Origin of the sequence: Paenibacillus ihuae, from assembly GCF_001368795.1 — a bacterium.
GTDB classification, from domain to species: domain Bacteria; phylum Bacillota; class Bacilli; order Paenibacillales; family Paenibacillaceae; genus Paenibacillus_AQ; species Paenibacillus_AQ ihuae.
Map to the genome: position 1 here is coordinate 613,294 of NZ_LN831199.1, position 16,730 is coordinate 630,023.

Annotated in this window: 18 protein-coding genes and 1 tRNA gene; 2 read left to right on the forward strand and 17 right to left on the reverse strand. The window is 47.1% G+C overall.

Annotated features, from left to right (window positions below; all coding sequences use genetic code 11):
* Positions 1 to 105: 105 nt before the first annotated feature.
* The 6 genes from opp4A to rpsF form a co-directional block, all read right to left on the reverse strand.
* Complete coding sequence (gene opp4A, locus AQR02_RS22430) at positions 106 to 1,821, reverse strand: oligopeptide ABC transporter substrate-binding protein (protein WP_054942632.1); 1,716 nt, start codon at positions 1,819 to 1,821, stop codon at positions 106 to 108.
* A gap of 281 nt (positions 1,822 to 2,102) precedes the next feature.
* Complete coding sequence (locus tag AQR02_RS22435) at positions 2,103 to 4,061, reverse strand: endonuclease MutS2 (RefSeq protein ID WP_054942633.1); 1,959 nt, start codon at positions 4,059 to 4,061, stop codon at positions 2,103 to 2,105.
* A 436-nt stretch (positions 4,062 to 4,497) separates the two neighbouring features.
* Positions 4,498 to 4,872, reverse strand: a complete 375-nt coding sequence (locus AQR02_RS22440) for a VOC family protein (RefSeq protein ID WP_054942634.1) — start codon at positions 4,870 to 4,872, stop codon at positions 4,498 to 4,500.
* Between the two features lie 160 nt (positions 4,873 to 5,032).
* Positions 5,033 to 5,305 (reverse strand): 30S ribosomal protein S18, encoded by a 273-nt coding sequence (gene rpsR, locus AQR02_RS22445; protein WP_019914552.1) that lies wholly within the window; start codon positions 5,303 to 5,305, stop codon positions 5,033 to 5,035.
* 21 nt (positions 5,306 to 5,326) lie between these two features.
* A complete protein-coding gene (gene ssb, locus AQR02_RS22450) occupies positions 5,327 to 5,827 on the reverse strand; it encodes a single-stranded DNA-binding protein (protein ID WP_054942635.1) in 501 nt (166 codons plus the stop codon).
* Positions 5,828 to 5,874: 47 nt separating this feature from the next.
* On the reverse strand, positions 5,875 to 6,159 hold the full coding sequence (gene rpsF, locus AQR02_RS22455) for a 30S ribosomal protein S6 (RefSeq protein ID WP_054942636.1): 285 nt from the start codon (positions 6,157 to 6,159) through the stop codon (positions 5,875 to 5,877).
* A 216-nt stretch (positions 6,160 to 6,375) separates the two neighbouring features.
* On the opposite strand from rpsF, the gene AQR02_RS22460 reads away from it, so the two are divergent.
* A complete protein-coding gene (locus AQR02_RS22460) occupies positions 6,376 to 6,573 on the forward strand; it encodes a YjzC family protein (RefSeq protein ID WP_054942637.1) in 198 nt (65 codons plus the stop codon).
* A 374-nt stretch (positions 6,574 to 6,947) separates the two neighbouring features.
* Here the strand turns inward: AQR02_RS22460 and AQR02_RS22465 are convergent.
* From AQR02_RS22465 to AQR02_RS22480, 4 genes are all read right to left on the reverse strand, one after another.
* Positions 6,948 to 7,038: transfer RNA gene (locus tag AQR02_RS22465), tRNA-Ser, on the reverse strand.
* Between the two features lie 43 nt (positions 7,039 to 7,081).
* On the reverse strand, positions 7,082 to 7,294 hold the full coding sequence (locus tag AQR02_RS22470) for a DUF951 domain-containing protein (RefSeq protein WP_054942638.1): 213 nt from the start codon (positions 7,292 to 7,294) through the stop codon (positions 7,082 to 7,084).
* Positions 7,294 to 8,271 carry a mechanosensitive ion channel family protein gene (locus AQR02_RS22475; RefSeq protein WP_054942639.1) on the reverse strand — a complete coding sequence of 326 codons (978 nt, stop codon included), beginning with the start codon at positions 8,269 to 8,271 and terminating at the stop codon, positions 7,294 to 7,296. The genes AQR02_RS22470 and AQR02_RS22475 overlap by 1 nt, the downstream gene beginning before the upstream one ends.
* An 11-nt stretch (positions 8,272 to 8,282) precedes the next feature.
* The gene (locus tag AQR02_RS22480; RefSeq protein ID WP_054942640.1) at positions 8,283 to 8,540 is read right to left on the reverse strand and encodes a putative Se/S carrier protein; all 258 of its coding nucleotides are present in this window, start codon (positions 8,538 to 8,540) and stop codon (positions 8,283 to 8,285) included.
* A 195-nt stretch (positions 8,541 to 8,735) separates the two neighbouring features.
* Here AQR02_RS22480 and yyaC point away from each other — a divergent pair, with 195 nt between their 5' ends.
* A complete protein-coding gene (gene yyaC / locus AQR02_RS22485) occupies positions 8,736 to 9,344 on the forward strand; it encodes a spore protease YyaC (protein WP_054942641.1) in 609 nt (202 codons plus the stop codon).
* Here the strand turns inward: yyaC and AQR02_RS22490 are convergent.
* The 7 genes from AQR02_RS22490 to mnmG all read right to left on the reverse strand — a co-directional run bounded on the left by AQR02_RS22490 (position 9,316) and on the right by mnmG (position 16,690).
* Positions 9,316 to 9,816 (reverse strand): DUF4446 family protein, encoded by a 501-nt coding sequence (locus tag AQR02_RS22490; RefSeq protein ID WP_054942642.1) that lies wholly within the window; start codon positions 9,814 to 9,816, stop codon positions 9,316 to 9,318. The two genes, yyaC and AQR02_RS22490, sit on opposite strands and share 29 nt — an antisense overlap.
* A 21-nt stretch (positions 9,817 to 9,837) precedes the next feature.
* The gene (locus AQR02_RS22495) at positions 9,838 to 11,001 is read right to left on the reverse strand and encodes an aminotransferase class V-fold PLP-dependent enzyme (protein WP_054942643.1); all 1,164 of its coding nucleotides are present in this window, start codon (positions 10,999 to 11,001) and stop codon (positions 9,838 to 9,840) included.
* A 93-nt stretch (positions 11,002 to 11,094) separates the two neighbouring features.
* A complete protein-coding gene (locus AQR02_RS22500) occupies positions 11,095 to 11,937 on the reverse strand; it encodes a ParB/RepB/Spo0J family partition protein (protein ID WP_054942644.1) in 843 nt (280 codons plus the stop codon).
* Positions 11,930 to 12,691 carry a ParA family protein gene (locus tag AQR02_RS22505; protein ID WP_054942645.1) on the reverse strand — a complete coding sequence of 254 codons (762 nt, stop codon included), beginning with the start codon at positions 12,689 to 12,691 and terminating at the stop codon, positions 11,930 to 11,932. Before AQR02_RS22505 ends, AQR02_RS22500 begins: the two co-directional genes overlap by 8 nt.
* Positions 12,692 to 12,903: 212 nt before the next feature.
* Entirely contained in the window at positions 12,904 to 13,719 is an 816-nt protein-coding gene (noc, locus tag AQR02_RS22510) for a nucleoid occlusion protein (RefSeq protein ID WP_054942646.1), read from the reverse strand.
* Between the two features lie 358 nt (positions 13,720 to 14,077).
* On the reverse strand, positions 14,078 to 14,800 hold the full coding sequence (gene rsmG / locus AQR02_RS22515; protein ID WP_054942647.1) for a 16S rRNA (guanine(527)-N(7))-methyltransferase RsmG: 723 nt from the start codon (positions 14,798 to 14,800) through the stop codon (positions 14,078 to 14,080).
* Between the two features lie 3 nt (positions 14,801 to 14,803).
* Positions 14,804 to 16,690 carry a tRNA uridine-5-carboxymethylaminomethyl(34) synthesis enzyme MnmG gene (gene mnmG, locus AQR02_RS22520; protein WP_054942648.1) on the reverse strand — a complete coding sequence of 629 codons (1,887 nt, stop codon included), beginning with the start codon at positions 16,688 to 16,690 and terminating at the stop codon, positions 14,804 to 14,806.
* Positions 16,691 to 16,730: the final 40 nt, after the last annotated feature.

Sequence of the window (16,730 nt, forward strand, 5' to 3'; positions counted from 1 at the left end):
GTATATGACGCTCAAAATTGCGATTTGTTTTATTCCGGCAAAAAAAACAGAACCGGCAAGCCCGATGTGTATATCATCACGGGGGCCCTGTGGTTCTGTTGCTGTTTAGTCCATTTCCTTAATCCACCATTTGTCCGGCTCAATAATATTGCTCATGGAATCGACATGCACACCCTGCAGGCGCTTGTTTACAGCAGTAATATTCACCCGCTCTGCAAAAAAGATCATAGGCACTTCCTCATTAATCAGCTTCTGCCATTCATAATAGATCTGCTTCCGGTATTCCCTATCATAAGCTTTGTTCCCTACTCCTTCACGAATCAGCTCTTCGCTCTGCTCCGAGGACCAGCGGGAGTAGTTCCACAAATCGGTTGCCCGCCAGAGTCCCGAAGGATCAGGATCGCTTGCCAGCCCCCATACTCCGTTGAACAATTCAACAGTAGGGTCATCCTTTTCCACTGCCTCATAAAAAAGATTGAGCTCCTTAAGTGCCCCGCCATTCAGCCGCACATCTAACCCAACATCCCGCCAATTCTGTAAAATAGCCTGTGTCCGCTCTTCAGTCGTACTGCTGCCGCTCATAGCATCATAATGAATAACCAGCTTCTGGCCCTTCGGATCCTCACGCATTCCATCGCCGTCTACATCGAGATAACCCGCTTTATCAAGCAGAACCTCCGCCTTCTCCGGGCTGTATGGATACGTATCAATTTCAGCATCGGCAATCTTGGCCCAGCTGGAGCTTGGAATCGGTGTCTCAATCAGCTTGCCCAGTCCATAAGAGTATTGGTTAATAATCCCTTCCCGGTCCAGGGCGTAATACATTGCTTTGCGCAGCCGTTTGTCGGTGAATTTGGGGTTGTCCATCACATTCCGCTGTGCAGCTTCATCCCAATGGCCGAATTTAAAGCCTATGTATTCGTAAGACAGTTCCGGAGATTGCATGAGGGATATGTTATCGAGCTCTTTAAGTGCAGCAAAGGTCTCCCGCGGTGCCGTACCAATATCAATGCCGCCCGTTTCCAAAAGCCCGGTAATTTCACTCTCCTTTACTACCTTATAGTTAATGCCATCTAATAAAGCCTTGCCCTTATAATAATTATCAAACCGCTGCATCCGGACAAGCTGGCCAGGCTGAATCTCCTTCACCTCAAAGGGTCCAATGCCGATCGGCCTTTTGCGTACCTGATCACTGTCGGCCATATCTTTAACAGCTACTCCGCTAAAATATTTCTTATTCATCGGATACGGCCACAAGTTGTCGATGGTGTTCACCCGTGCCGAATTTACGGTAATCCTGAGCGTATACGGGTCTATAACCTTTACACCGCTTAGCTGATCTGTTTCTCCGCGATGGTAGGCTTCCACACCCTTTATCATTTCCACACTATAATACCTGGAGCCTGTATAATCAGGGCTTGCGATCGTCTCCAGCGCAAACTTCCAGTCTTCAACCGTCAATTCATCGCCATTATGCCAGCGGACCCCCGGTCTGATGTTAAAGGTAAATACGGTATGATCATCGGATTCCTTCCAGGAAGCGATATTAGGAACGGTACTCAAATCATCCTTCACAGTAAACATAGCCTCGGTAATGAAATCAAGCACATTAGAATCATCTTCGCCCTCAAAAAACGCCGGATCAAACAGGCCCTGGAAAGGAGCAGTATATGCATAGGTAACGGTACCGCCTGAGATGGCTTTATCCTCCGCCTTGCTGTAGCGTACCGGGTAGGAATCTCCGCCTGAACCAGCGCCATTACATGCCGACAGAATAATTGTCATTACCAGCAGAAGTCCGCTGATCTTGAATTTAAGCATGAAGTCCTTCCTTTCTTCTGTACCCGCAGTTAAGTGAAAGCGTTTTCCGATATTTATTTTATTAAAAATGGTTTTTATTACTCTCATCTAATTCCGTAATAAGCTATATATATCATATAATGCGTAAATTTTTAAATCATGAATTTAACAAACTACAATATTGAGGATAACCAATAATCGTGCAGATGTGAAGCCCAATAAATGGATGCTGTATATGGGAGGGTATTCCCCCGGTCAAAAAGGCCTGCCCACCGGGCAGACCTGCAGCTATAAATCTCCGTTCAATCCTCTTCGTCTGTGTGGATGATGCTTAAACCCTCGACATGCCGTTTTCGCATCAGTTTGCGCTTTTTCCGGTCTTCCTTGGTCTCGAAAATAATATCGAAATCGTAGTCCTCCGGGTACAGCTCATCCTTAGACAAGTAGGGTTTTAGCCGTTTATGGTTGAAGCGCATTTTTTCCTTCTGGATCATTACACCCACTATGCCCATACTGTCTTGTTTTGCATAGACGATCCCTGTCCGGTTAAGCGAGCTGACGTAAACGGCATCGCCAATTTCAAAGCCGGATGTCGGTTTTTTGTTGTCTTTTGCCGAATCCGCCTCATCCTCTACCCGGGCTGGCTTATCTTCTTCGGAATTTCTGCGCAGCTCATGCTTGGGATGTGCTCTTATGCCCTTCCCTCTGCCTGCCGCCATCCCCGGCCCCTGCTGCTCCCGCTGCTGTACCACCAGCTGGTGTGAACGCCGGATAACCTCTACAGGAATGCCCAGCTTCTCGGCAATTTGCAGCGCGTAACTCTCTCCAGCCTCGCCGATGGTCAACCTGTACAATGGCTGCAGTGTATCCTTATCAAACTCCATCCGCGCATTTTCGAAACCCGGGGTAGACGCTGCGAATACTTTTAACTCGCTAAAATGCGTGGTAACGATAATATTGGCCCCACGCCGGTTCAACTCCTCCAGAATAGCAATGGAGAGTGCAAAGCCCTCTCCTGGGTCTGTCCCCGCCGCCAGCTCATCAATCAGCAGCAGCACGCCTCTGCCAGCGTAGCGCAGCATGCCTTCTATACTTTTCATTTGGGCCGAGAAGGTGCTTAGAGACTGTGTAAGGCTCTGTCCGTCACCAATCACACTGATCATATCTGAGAATACTGTAAAATCGCTGTTCTCCTCCACGGGAACCAGCAGCCCGGACTGCACCATCGCAGTCAGGAGGCCCAGCGTCTTGAGGACAACTGTTTTCCCGCCGGTATTAGGGCCGGTAACAATCAGTGATTTGTAGCCCGCGCCGAACTCCAGGCTTACAGGTACCATATCCTTCAGTTCGGGATGTCTGCCGCCGTTCATCCGTAAGAATCCCCGCTCATTTAAGGCCACCTTCCTCGCCCCGAGAGTCCTGGCGTATTTAGCCTTGGCAAAGATGAAGTCATAGGTGCCTGTTACTTCAATATTAATACGCAGCGCCTCCTGCTCTTGCTCTACAAGGCCGCTCAGCATACTCAGGATAATGCCCTCTTCCCTGGCTTCATCCGCTGCCAGCAGCTCAAGCTCGCTCTGCAGGGCGGCTACCTCATAAGGCTCCACGAACACCGTCTGCCCGCTGGTGGACTGGTCCAGCACAGCTCCCTTCACCTGCTTGTGATACTCCCGTTTCACAGGGATGACATACCGGCCGCCGCGCATGCTGACCAGGTTCTCCTGAAGGATCGGCTGGTGCCGGGACATAATGCTCTCCAGCTTTCTTTGCAGCCGTTCCTTAGCCACTGCCAGCTTCTTCCGCACCCGCTCCAGTCCCTTGCTTGCTTGGGTCTCGATTACCCCGAAGCGGATACAGCGCTCAATCTCTTCCCTTACCTGATTCAGCTCCAGCAGCGACGCTCCATAAGCAGCAATACGCGGGGCAATCTGCTCTTTGGAAGCCATATACTTGCGCAGCTGACTGCAGCTATTCAGAAAAGTAATGATGGCCGTGAAATCCTGCTCATTGTAGAGATACCCGGTGCCCATCAGAGACATGATCCATTCGATGCCCTCTAATGATGGCAGTGGAACACTTGCCCCGCGCTCCAGCAGCTCCTTGGCCTCTTCTGTTTCATCCATTGCCCGGTGTATAGCCGGCAGATATGTCATCGGACTCATTTCACTCACCATTCTCCGGCCTTCATAAGATACAGCATGCCGTGCTACATCCTTTTTAATGTCTTCATACCCGAGTGTGTTTAGACTTTCCAAATTCACTGGTATTCCTCCTCTATTCTTCAACTGTCATCGGTATTTGTTCCTAACGCAAAAAAGGGCAAAGACTGCACTATGCAGTCCTTGCCCTCATTTAAATGGAATTGTCCCCTTTATGTGCTGACCTCCGGCTTCACAACAAAAAATCATGCCCGGAAAACAGAAAAAACCGTGCTCAAGAGCACGGTTGATCACAAAGAGAACAATAGCCGTAAAGAGGCCATGTTGACGCTTCGCGTGTTCTTAACTAATCATCCACTCTGCGATAAGCTCAGTATGATTACACATACTCAAACAGAGCAAGCCTCCGGTAAAAACGAGTCCTGCTGTTACTTATCCTGAAGTGATATGAAATTGCTTAGTTAAGAACGCTCACCAACATCAAAATTTCCCCTTTAGTTATAGGATACCTGTAATTTACTACATTCTGCTAAGAGAGTCAATTCCCAGTGAAGAAATTGAACACCCATGTGATTCCATTCCTGCTGTCAGCAACTTGTGCATGCAGGGCCCCAAAAAAGGTCTTTTGCAGCTCAACCTGGACTTTTCCGCCATCCTCCACCAGCTTCCCGTAGATGCTGCGTAGCTCTTCCTCGCTCTCCAGTGCCATAATAATGCTGACATTCTCTGTTTTGGCACCCCGGCCATAATCATCAGAGAAATGGATCAGGCTGGATCCGAGCACCAGATCGGCATGCAGCAGCTTGCCGTTATGCTCATTCAGTACCTTGATTTCACCGCCGAATACGCTTTGGTAATACGCCACTGATTCACGTACATTCTCAATAATTACATAGGGGCTTGCACTGATCATCGTTATTCCTCCGGCCTTATAATTGGACAGCTACCAGCCGTCACTTCTTCTTATTATATACAATGGCGGCGCTGGTTACCAAGCCTTGAACAGGCTCACTCTACTCCTCTGCAGACATAACAAAAAAGCAGCCGGTTTCCCGGCTGCTTCATAAAACGTCCTATTCCGTTGTGTAAGGCAGCAGCGCGATTTGACGCGAGCGTTTTACAGCAATGGTCAGAGCGCGTTGGTATTTTGCACTTGTACCAGTTACACGACGCGGCAAAATCTTTCCGCGTTCGCTGATGAACTTCTTAAGAAGCTCAGTGTCTTTGTAATCAATGTGAGTAATCTTGTTCACAGTGAAGTAGCACACTTTTTTGCGCTTGTTGCGTCCACCACGACGTGCCGGTCTTTTGTCGTTGTCTCCGCCTTCTCTTTGTTTGAAAGCCATGTTCAGTTCAGTCCTTCCTTATTAAAATGGCAAATCATCGTCCGATATATCGATCGGTTTTCCATCGCCCGAAAAAGGATCTTGATTATTGTTGCTGCGCGAGAAATTGTTGTTATTTCCGCGTCCACTGTTACCGCCGCCACCATAGGATGGTTCTTCGGGTACATTTCCGCCACTTGGCGCATTGCCACCTTCACGATTCTGCGAGGATTCCAGGAAACGGACATTATCGGCAATAACTTCAGTAACGTATACACGTTTACCTTCGTTATTCTCGTAATTCCGTACTTGGATGCGGCCTTCTACGGCTGCCAGACGCCCTTTGCGCAAGTAATTGGCACAGGTCTCAGCCAGCTGTCTCCAGGTTACTACCGGGATGAAGTCCGCTTCGCGTTCACCGTTCTGGCCCGTAAAGTTGCGGTCTACGGCAAGCGTAAACTGCGTTACGGCAACACCAGCGGGAGTATAACGAAGTTCCGGGTCACGGGTCAACCGACCGATCAGAATGATACGGTTCAACAATTCAATCCCCTCCTTTTAAGCGATTCGTTACAAAGCTTGTCAAGATCTTAGGCAACGTCGTTCGTAATGAGATAACGAATAACTTCGTCGGAAATCTTCATGAGACGCTCGAGTTCAGTAACTACTGCAGGTTCTGCAGTAAAGTTAACCAAAACATAAACGCCATCACGGAATTTCTTGATCTCATACGCAAGACGGCGTTTACCTTGCACATCGTGCTTTGTAATTTCTCCGCCGTTGGAGATGACGCCTTGGAATTTTTCGACTGCTGCTTGAACGGCTTCTTGTTCAATGTCAGGACGAATAATGTACATGACTTCATATTTGCGCATAATTTTCACCTCCTTATGGTCTGCGGCCCCTGATCACGTCAGGAGCAAGGAACGAGCACAAACATAGACTCGCACCAAATTAATATACCAAATAGTTCTGCTGATTGCAAGTACTAATAATCCTCGGCAGATCATGGGAGCTTATGGGCTACATGAACAGCGCCCGGCCGGCGCACAATATAACCGCATTACCACATCATCTGAGGAGGGATCATCATGGGTGAACAAACTGAATATGAAAAAGGCGACAAAGCTCCAAACCCGGGAGTCTATACAGAAGTAGGCGAAGCCCGCAGCTTCCACACCCAAATCACAAATCCAAAACGCATCACAATGGAAAAGGGAGATACCTTTCCTGAGACTACAAACAAGGACCGCAAGTGGAAAAAGGTTGAAAAAGCCCGGGTCCATTAATTTTTTCATATCACATGTATAAGGACCCGGGTTTCGGCCCATAATAAACTCAGGCAGTACAAAAGAGAGGTGTGGTTCCGTTGGACGTCGTAGACGAACACAATCACTGGGATTCTGATTCAGCAACTATTGTAACCCGGGAACAGTAAGGCTGGCCCTTAAAAAAGGTATCAGCTTTTGCAATACCCAATCACTTTAGCGGCTATAAACAGAGAAATTCCGAACATCATTGATGTACTGCCTCTGGAGAGAGATCCGCAAGGATCTCTCTTTTTGTTGTGCAGTTATGAGGATATTTCAAGTCAAGCAAACAAAAAAACCTCCGCAGCAGCGAAGGTTCTAATTATCAATGGTATTAGTAGTAATTGCTGTAGTGGCGGAGAGGGTGGGATTCGAACCCACGCACGCTGTGACACGCCTAACTGATTTCGAGTCAGCCCCCTTGGGCCACTTGGGTACCTCTCCGCAGCAAGATTTATTGTATCATGTCATCTGCAGTTTTGCAAGCTTAATTATTCTGTAAGCCTTCTTCTTTTGAACGCAGCACCTTTTTCAGGTTTTTCTCGAATTTGGCGCGGGGAATTAAAACACTGTGCTGGCAGCCGACGCATTTTATCCGAATATCCATCCCCATCCGGATGATCTCCATCTCATTGGTTCCGCAGGGATGGGGCTTCTTCATCAGAACAATATCCCCTAATTGAAAAACCTTCCGTTCCATCAGTTCTCCCCCTTTTCTCCCTCTTGAGCAGCAGCGACCTGTCTTCGTGGTACATCACCTGCCGCCTCTTCGGCCTGCACTTCATGCTCACGGGCCTTCCGCTCAGCCTCCGCTTCTTCCAGTGCCGTCTGCTTCTCCAGTGCTTGCTTAATATCGCTTTGGATCTGCCGCTGCGCTGCGTCTCTGGCATTGGGCTGGCAATTGGCCGCTACACGAATTACGTATTCTGAGGTATTCATGGATTGAATCCCCAGAATATTCGGATAGGCCAGTATACTCTCATTCCGCTCTTCAATCCCCTGTAACGCTTCGCCGATCAGAGCAAGTGTGGTTTCAAGTCCCCGCTCAATCTTCACAGGCACATCCACCACCGCCAAGGCATTCGCCAGTGAATAGTTGGTTACGTTGATGATTGTACCGTTCGGGATAATGTGAACCTCGCCTGTAGTGCTGAGCAGTCTGGTCGTTCTAAGACCGATCATTTCTACAGTTCCTTTATAGGTTCCCGTCTGAATCACATCGCCTACCGCGAACTGATCCTCAAAAATAATAAAGAAGCCGGTAATTACATCCTTGACCAAACTCTGCGCTCCGAAACCGATAGCCAGACCAACAACACCGGCTCCGGCCAGCAGCGGCCCAAGATTGAAATTGAATTCAGACAGAATCAGCATAATCATGACAAAATTACAGATGACCGTAACCACATTTTTCAGAAGCCCGCCTACGGTAGAAAAACGGCGGCTGTTTGCCAGTAATCTCCCCCTGGTTTCCCGTTCCATCGAGCGGTCAATGATTTGGTACACAACCTTAATAATAACCCGGGTCAGAACAATGATTAATAAAATCCGCAGGCCTGAAAACAGCACGTTAACCCACATATTTGCATCAGTAACCCATCTCCATACCTCATCCTTGAAGTGGACCACCTGCTCTACAGCATCAGGCGTTGTCGCCTCGAGTAGCCATCTATTCATATGATCCCTCCTTACTCCTCTACCTCTATGTAGCCGTTGCCCTCTCCATTCTTACTGAATATTCCGCGGATTTCAACATTCTGTTCGGCAATCAGCGTGCGGACTCCAACAAGATCAGCTTTAAAAAATTGGATCGACATCGCGCACCCTGCGGTAATTTCTTTGGGAGTCGGGAAGATATCGATTTCGATTTCCGCATATTCAAGCAGCATTTCAGCGCGCAGCGCCTGCTGCGTAGAATCAAATGCAATCAGCAGCTCTTCCTCCATGTCTACGCCTCCCTCTGGTCTTAAGGTCCTATCTCTTGCACCTGTAGTATAAAATCCCTCTTTCATCCATATACTAGGATCATTAACTAACATTCTCCCCGCGGACAGATGGCTTAAGCTATCAGCAATCTATGGAAATGGAATGGCAGACTGCTGGTATATTCGTAGAAGTTCCGCCGCAGAAAGGAAGATTATATGAATTTCTCTTCTCAAGCTGTCCCGCTGCCAGAGCCGTCTTGTTTAAAAATATCACATGCTGATCCTAACATCTACTCGGCGATCATGCACCGTTTGCTTTTCCACTTGTCACGTACCCGTCCGGATACTCCAATTGTGATCGTCTGTGTAGGTACGGACCGCTCTACCGGCGACTCCCTTGGCCCATTGGTCGGTACGGCGCTAGCCCGCTTTCACAGTCCCTTATTCCATCTTTACGGAACACTGGACGAGCCTGTACACGCCGTGAATCTCGAAGAGACTTTGACTCTAATTCACAATAAATATAGTGATCCCTTTATCATTGGTATTGATGCCTGTCTGGGGCATTCCGCCAGTGTCGGCTGCATCCAGGTCGTGGATGGCCCGCTGCGCCCCGGAGCTGGCGTGAATAAACAGCTGCCTCCAGTCGGTGATATCCACCTGACCGGTATTGTCAATGTCGGCGGATTTATGGAGTATTTTGTATTGCAGAATACCCGGCTGAGTCTTGTCATGCGTCTATCTGACATTATTGCCGTCAGCCTCTATTCCGCATTAAAACAATGGAAGCTTCATGCTAAATCTGCTGCAGCGCTAGAGCAATAACATCCTTCTCCTCCGGTGAGAGCGGGTACTGGGAAGTTCCGCCTTCCAGCGGTTTGGAGTATATATAAGAATTCTCGCGGTTGTGCAGGCTCGTTAATACCACACCACTGCTGCTGTCATCAATTATTGCCATTGAAAAGCTTAAGTCATTTCCGCGTTCACCAAATGCGTTATACCGCTTCATCGCAACTTTTGATTTCATACCGCGCATTTTAGTCTGTGCTGCTTCAATTAACGCCTTGTGTTCACGCTGGCCTTCTTCAAGCATTTCACTCTGATTCTTTAGATCAATCAGCAGGCTTTCCAGATCCTCGACACCGTTCCCGCTCATCATCGCTTCATATTTGCGCCGCATTTTACGCAGCTTGCTGCCCTGAATGATCTGGATAATTACCAGCACCAACAGAATAACAGCAGCAGCAAATACAACTAATGATAACTGTTCACTAATTATTTGATTCAGCTCTGACATATATGGACCATCCTTTTGTATTTATCTGCTGGAGTGAAGGCCATATAACTCTGCCATGGCATCCAGCAATCTGTTAATATCTTGTTCTGTCGAGCTTACACCTACACTTGCCCGCACAGCTCCACTCTCCAGCGTCTCAACGGCTTGATGAGCTAATGGCGTGCAATGCATTCCAGCCCGTACAGCTATGTTGTATCCCCGGTCCAGCCGATGTGCAATATCTGCAGATTCCTGTCCCTCGATTGTAAAAGAAACAATTCCGCTCCTTGGAGCGCCGATCGTAGGACCAAGCAGCCTTATACCAGGAATTGCAGACAATCCCTCCATCATTTTCTGCGTTAATATCCATTCTTGATGATGGATGTTTTGTGTGCCCAGCGATTTAATGATTTTTACACCAGCGAGCAGTCCGGCTATGCCCACTGCATTCTGTGTTCCTGCCTCATAGCGGTCCGGGCGTACCGCCGGTTGTTCGCTGTTTTCGGATTGGCTGCCGGTTCCCCCGAGCATCAAAGGTTCCAGATCAAGCTCTGGAGAAATATAGAGTCCTCCTGTCCCTTGTGGACCGAGCAGACCCTTATGTCCCGGAAAAGCAAGCAAATCAATGTTCATCTCTTTCACATTGATATCCAGTGAACCAGCACTTTGGGCTGCATCGACCAGAAAAACAGCACCCTTAGATTTGGAGATATCGCCTATGTCACCAATCGGGAGTATACTGCCAAGCAGATTCGAGCTATGATTGCAGATCACCATTTTAGTATTAGTTTTGAAGAGCCTATTCAATTCCTGCAGATTGATTTGCCCCTCTTTATCGACCCGCAAATAATCAACCTCTACCCCCATTGTCCGGCGCAAATATTCTAGTGGCCTGCGTACAGAATTATGCTCAGTCATCGTCGATATTACATGATGCCCTGGTTGAAGTGTACCCTTAATGGCCATATTTAGCCCCATCGTTGTATTGTGGGTAAAGGCAATATCCTGGGCATTTGATATTGCAAACAGTTCAGCCAGCAAGGCGCGCGCTCTCACAAGCACCCTGCCTGTCCCTATAGCCAGCGAGTGGTTGCCGCGCCCGGCATTAGCCCCCGAGTGTTCCAGTGCTTCCATCATCGCCACAGCCACCTCTGGCGGCTTAGGCCAGGATGTTGCCGCATGATCCAGATATACCAGTGGCTCCATTCTCTAACCTCACTTTTCGAGTTTAAAAAACATACCCCTCCATATCCGTGTTAAGGATACCTCAGGATATGTTTTCGGGCAAAGATATTCAAATCAGTTCCCCAATAGTTCAAGCAGTCTTTCCAAGTCTTGGGCGCTGTAATAGTTGATTTCGATCTTCCCTTTTTCCTTGCCTTGCTTAATTTTTACCGTGGTTTTAAATCTTTCACGCAACCCTTCCTCTACATTATCAATGTACGGATCACGTTTAACAATTTTAGCCTTTACTCCAGCAGTAGGTTTACGGTCAAGATTCTTCACTACCTCTTCCAGTTGCCTTACACTCCATTGCTGTTCCACGCATTGTTCGGCCAGTTGTTTTACAGTCTCGGAATCTTTCAGTGCCACAATTGCCCGGGCATGACCCATCGAAATTGTTCCACGTGAAACATAATCCTTAACTTCTTCCGGCAAAGTGAGCAGCCGCAAAAAGTTAGCGATATGAGATCTCGACTTCCCTACCTTCAGAGATAATTCCTCCTGAGTCAGTGAAAACTGATCCATTAAACCTTGGTATGCAACAGCAACTTCCATCGCATTCAGATTTTCACGTTGCAAGTTTTCAATCAGGGCAATTTCCATCACCTGTTGATCACTCAAACTTCGCACAACAGCAGGAATTGTTGCTTTTCCGCAATATTGGGACGCCCGGAATCTGCGTTCACCGGCGATGATTTCATATCCCTTTAACACGCTGCGGACAATAATCGGCTGAATGACTCCATGTTGTCTTATGGACTCAGCCAGTTCTTGAATGGCTTCTTCATTGAAATCCTTGCGCGGCTGATAAGGATTAGCCCGCAACTGACCCAAAGGTATCTCCACAACCTTATCATCTTCGTTGATCGACAAGGATGGAATTAATGCATCTAGACCTTTCCCTAAACGCTTACTCATAAGAGATCACTTCCTTTGCCAACTCTAAGTACACTTCTGCTCCTTTGGAACGGGTATCATACGTAATTATGGATTGTCCATGCGAAGGAGCTTCGCTAAGACGAACATTACGGGGGATAATCGTTCTATATACCTTCTCCTGGAAATACTTTTTGACCTCTTCAATAACTTGAATCCCCAGATTTGTCCGGGCATCAAGCATGGTCAGCAGTACTCCCTCAATTTTCAGATGAGTATTAAGATTTTTTTGCACTAACCGCACTGTATTGAGCAATTGGCTGAGTCCCTCCAGCGCATAATACTCACACTGGATTGGTATAATGACTGAGTCTGCCGCAGTGAGTGAATTAATAGTAAGAATGCCGAGAGAAGGCGGGCAATCGATGATGATGTAATCATAATTGTTTTTCACCGCATTGAGTGCTTTTTTGAGCTTCAGTTCTCTGGAGATCGTCGACACTAATTCGATTTCAGCACCTGCCAATTGAATCGTAGCCGGAATAATATCGAGCCCTTCGATCTGCGTCTGTAGAATTGTTTCTTGAGGGTTGGCCTCATTAATAAGTATATCGTAAATGCAATTTGCTACATCCGCTTTGTTGACACCAACGCCGCTTGTAGTGTTGCCTTGCGGATCGATATCGACAAGAAGCACTCTTCTCCCCAAAGTAGCCATTCCGGCACCCAGGTTCACGGAGGTTGTCGTTTTACCAACGCCGCCTTTTTGATTTGCTATGGCAATAATCTTGGACACTTATTTCACCTCGAATTGTTAGAAAGAATCATCTTGTAGTTTCTGAAGTTGTAACGGCGCAGACCGTGAATTAAACGGCATCACTTATTGCAACAAATATAAACAAATATACAGGTATTATTATCAACGAGCTCATCCGCCGGTATAATCCGATTGTAGTCATACAAAAGGCGGCCAATCACCTCAGGGCCGCCTTCAGCTTTTGAAACAATTTATCGTTTTGGGATCTGAATCACAATCTCATAATGGTCGCCGCGGTCATTTTCCGAGGTCTTTATTTCCATCCCTGAGCCTGATACCATATCAATGGATTGACGAATTGTATTAAGCGCTAGACGAACGTCCTTGGTGTAGGAAACCCGTTTTGATTTTTTGGTCTGATTAACAGCTTTGTAAAAGGCAATGCGAGCTTCAGTCTGCTTTACATTCAAGCCCTTGGCAATAATCTCAGCCAGCACTTTCAACTGCATTTCCACACTGTCCAGAGATAACAAGGAACGAGCATGTCTCTCTGTGATCTGTCGTTCCATGAGGGCCGTCTTCACTTGCTCAGGCAGCTGTAGGAGGCGAATCTTATTTGCGATCGTGGATTGGCTTTTCCCTAATCGCTGTGCCAAGCTCTCTTGAGTCAATTGATGAAGATCAATCAATTTCTGATAAGCAATAGCTTCCTCAATAGAGGTCAAACCTTCGCGCTGCAAATTTTCTATTAATGCAATTGATGCAGCCTGAGAATCATTGAACTCACGAACAATAGCCGGAATGGTCTCCAAGCCGAGCTTCTTAACCGCACGCCAACGTCGTTCACCAGCGATAATCTCATACAAAGAATCACGCACTCGCACAACGATGGGTTGAATAACTCCGTGAGTTTTGATGGTCTGACATAGCTCGTCTATCTTCTCATCATCAAAAATTGTCCGTGGTTGATAAGGACTACTAATTACCTCATGAACCGGGATCTGTTTGATCTCTTCTCCGCTGCTCCGCTCGGTAAATCCAAAAAGCTTGGTGAATTGTTCTTTCATTCCGTTCATAACCACCTAGTTTCGTTATAGTACGATCCTCTTGACCTTGCCTGGAAAAAAGCTTATCGTACAGCATTCAATGCAGCCTGGAACCCCCAGGCAAAAAAACGCTCATATCCGGAAGAAACTCCAATCCGGACAATCGCTGAAATTCTATCACTATATTATTCTATCACTTTTCCGCTCATAATCCTATTCTCCATAAAGACCTATTTTTCCTGTTTTTTAAGATCTGCATAAAACTATTTAATTAATCCCTAACACACAAAAAAACAAGCCTCCATGGATTAAAGGCTTGTTGTTTTGCATGCTATAGAACGCTAATTTATACTCAATTACATTGTTTCACGTGAAACAATCAGATCAGGGGTGATTTGGCAGGCATTCCTGCTTTGCGGGGATATTTGGCCGGTGTAGCTCCTGTTTTGCGGATCATCACGATATGCCGCGCCGATTCCTCTACAGGCAGGCTGAATGACTCAACTTGCTTGAGTTCAGCCCGCAATTCCTTGAGGCTTCTTTTAGCTTCGGTTAATTCCTCAGCAAGATCATTACCCTTCATCGCTGCGAAAATACCGTCTTTTCGCGTGAAAGGAAGACAAAATTCATTCAGCAGTGATAAACGTGCTACGGCACGGGCAGTTACTACATCATACGCATCACGATGAACAAATTGTCTGGCTACATCCTCCGCCCGGCCATGAATGAGCTCTACTCCGGTTAATCCTAAGGTGTCACATACATGCTGGAGAAACGAAATTCTTTTACTTAAAGAATCCACAATTGTCAGCTTTAAATGCGGGAAACAAATTTTCAAGGGAATACCGGGAAAACCTGCTCCTGATCCGATGTCTGCCAGACTTTTTACATCATCCATGTTTAGATAGAAGGCAAGAGAAAGTGAGTCGTAAAAATGCTTCATATAAACCTGACTGCGTTCAGTGATTCCCGTAAGGTTCATCTTCTCATTCCACGAGACCAGTTCCTGATAATAAAGCTCAAATTGCTCCAACTGCCGGGGGGTAAGCTGAAGGCCCCGCTCTTGTAAAAGGGCAATGAATTGTGTTGAAGTACTGTCCATAAATTATCCTTTCGCCGCCGTTACTCGGTTGTAATGCTCTAAGTGCACAAGTAGAATCGAAATGTCAGCCGGTGTGACTCCGGCAATCCGTGAAGCTTGTCCGATAGATATCGGGGCAATCTTCGTCAGCTTCTGCCGGGCTTCCATAGCCAGCCCATGAATCTCATTATAGTTAATATCATCCGGGATTTTCTTCTTTTCCATCTTTTGCAGCTTTTCCACATGTGCCAGCTGTTTCTCAATATATCCTGCATATTTAATCTGAATCTCTACCTGCTCCTTCATCTCTTCATCAAGGAATTCAGGGGCTGGAGATATTTGATCAACAAAGCTGTAAGCAAGCTCGGGACGGCGCATCAGTGTAAGCAGGTTACTGCCATCTACAATAGCGGCAGACTCGAACGCTGCTAATACTTCATTGACTTCTACCGGTTTTACTTTTGTTTCTTTAAGCCGGACAATTTCACGTTCGACTGTTTCCTTTTTATTAAGGAAGGCTTCATAACGCTGCTGCGGTATCAAACCAATCTCATAGCCAATAGGCGTCAACCGCAGGTCGGCATTGTCATGACGAAGCAGCAACCGGTATTCTGCCCGTGATGTAAGAAGACGGTACGGCTCATTAGTTCCTTTAGTCACCAGATCATCAATCAGCACTCCAATATAACCTTGGGAACGATCGAGAATCACCGGTTCTTTCTCCTGCACTTTACGGGCAGCATTAATGCCGGCCATTACGCCTTGTCCAGCTGCTTCCTCATATCCGGATGTGCCATTGATCTGTCCTGCAGTGAACAGTCCCGGCAGACGCTTGGTTTCGAGTGAAGGCCACAGCTGGGTAGGGACCATCGCATCATATTCAATCGCATAGCCGTTACGCATCATTTCTACCTTTTCCATTCCCGGGATAGAGCGAAGCACTGCTAATTGAACATCCTCCGGCAGACTGGTGGAAAGACCCTGTACATAGTACTCCGAAGTGTTTTTTCCTTCCGGTTCAAGAAAAATCTGGTGTTGCGACTTGTCGCTAAACCGGACCACCTTGTCTTCAATGGAAGGGCAGTAACGCGGACCTGTTCCTTCAATAATACCGGTAAACATTGGAGCACGGTGAAGATTGTCATTAATGATCTGATGCGTCACTGGAGAAGTGTAGGTCAGCCAGCAAGGAAGTTGTTCGTTTTGCGACGATTTAGTTTCAAAAGAAAAGAACTTCGGCTTATCATCACCCGGCTGAATTTCTGTCTTGGAGAAATCAATCGTATCTTTATGCACACGCGGCGGTGTTCCGGTCTTAAAGCGAACCAGATCGAAGCCCAGCTCACGCAGGTTTTCCGACAGGCGTACTGAAGGCTGCTGATTGTTTGGTCCGCTCTCATAAGTCAGCTCACCCATAATTACTTTTCCGCGCAAATAAGTTCCGGTCGTCAAAATAACAGTCTTACTACGGTATATAGTACCAGTCTTTGTAATCACACCGGCACAGTGTCCGTCTTCAACGATTAGTTCCTCTACCATTCCCTGACGAAGCGTCAGGTTAGGTGTCTTCTCCATCGTTTCTTTCATGGCATGCTGATAAAGGAATTTATCCGCCTGCGCGCGCAGGGCATGAACTGCTGGTCCTTTACCGGTATTGAGCATCCGCAGCTGAATAAAAGTCTTGTCGATGTTACGGCCCATTTCTCCGCCAAGCGCATCGATTTCACGGACTACATGTCCTTTGGCCGGACCGCCAATCGAAGGATTACACGGCATGAATGCCACCATATCCAGGTTAATAGTAATCATCAAAGTGTTGCAGCCCATCCGGGCTGCAGCCAGTGCAGCTTCGCAGCCGGCATGCCCGGCGCCTATGACCACTACGTCATAGCTGCCTCCTTCATAGCTCATCTCTTATTCCTCCTAATAGCTTCATATAACAAGCTTGATT

What these genes read in the sequence shown, in the direction of transcription:
- opp4A (WP_054942632.1), bottom strand. Translation starts at nt 1,821, where the DNA reads ATGCTTAAATTCAAGATCAGCGGACTTCTGCTGGTAATGACAATTATT.
- AQR02_RS22440 (WP_054942634.1), bottom strand. Translation starts at nt 4,872, where the DNA reads ATGATCAGTGCAAGCCCCTATGTAATTATTGAGAATGTACGTGAATCA.
- rpsR (WP_019914552.1), bottom strand. Translation starts at nt 5,305, where the DNA reads ATGGCTTTCAAACAAAGAGAAGGCGGAGACAACGACAAAAGACCGGCA.
- rpsF (WP_054942636.1), bottom strand. Translation starts at nt 6,159, where the DNA reads ATGCGCAAATATGAAGTCATGTACATTATTCGTCCTGACATTGAACAA.
- AQR02_RS22460 (WP_054942637.1), top strand. Translation starts at nt 6,376, where the DNA reads ATGGGTGAACAAACTGAATATGAAAAAGGCGACAAAGCTCCAAACCCG.
- AQR02_RS22470 (WP_054942638.1), bottom strand. Translation starts at nt 7,294, where the DNA reads ATGGAACGGAAGGTTTTTCAATTAGGGGATATTGTTCTGATGAAGAAG.
- AQR02_RS22475 (WP_054942639.1), bottom strand. Translation starts at nt 8,271, where the DNA reads ATGAATAGATGGCTACTCGAGGCGACAACGCCTGATGCTGTAGAGCAG.
- AQR02_RS22480 (WP_054942640.1), bottom strand. Translation starts at nt 8,540, where the DNA reads ATGGAGGAAGAGCTGCTGATTGCATTTGATTCTACGCAGCAGGCGCTG.
- yyaC (WP_054942641.1), top strand. Translation starts at nt 8,736, where the DNA reads ATGAATTTCTCTTCTCAAGCTGTCCCGCTGCCAGAGCCGTCTTGTTTA.
- AQR02_RS22490 (WP_054942642.1), bottom strand. Translation starts at nt 9,816, where the DNA reads ATGTCAGAGCTGAATCAAATAATTAGTGAACAGTTATCATTAGTTGTA.
- AQR02_RS22495 (WP_054942643.1), bottom strand. Translation starts at nt 11,001, where the DNA reads ATGGAGCCACTGGTATATCTGGATCATGCGGCAACATCCTGGCCTAAG.
- AQR02_RS22500 (WP_054942644.1), bottom strand. Translation starts at nt 11,937, where the DNA reads ATGAGTAAGCGTTTAGGGAAAGGTCTAGATGCATTAATTCCATCCTTG.
- noc (WP_054942646.1), bottom strand. Translation starts at nt 13,719, where the DNA reads ATGAAAGAACAATTCACCAAGCTTTTTGGATTTACCGAGCGGAGCAGC.
- rsmG (WP_054942647.1), bottom strand. Translation starts at nt 14,800, where the DNA reads ATGGACAGTACTTCAACACAATTCATTGCCCTTTTACAAGAGCGGGGC.
- mnmG (WP_054942648.1), bottom strand. Translation starts at nt 16,690, where the DNA reads ATGAGCTATGAAGGAGGCAGCTATGACGTAGTGGTCATAGGCGCCGGG.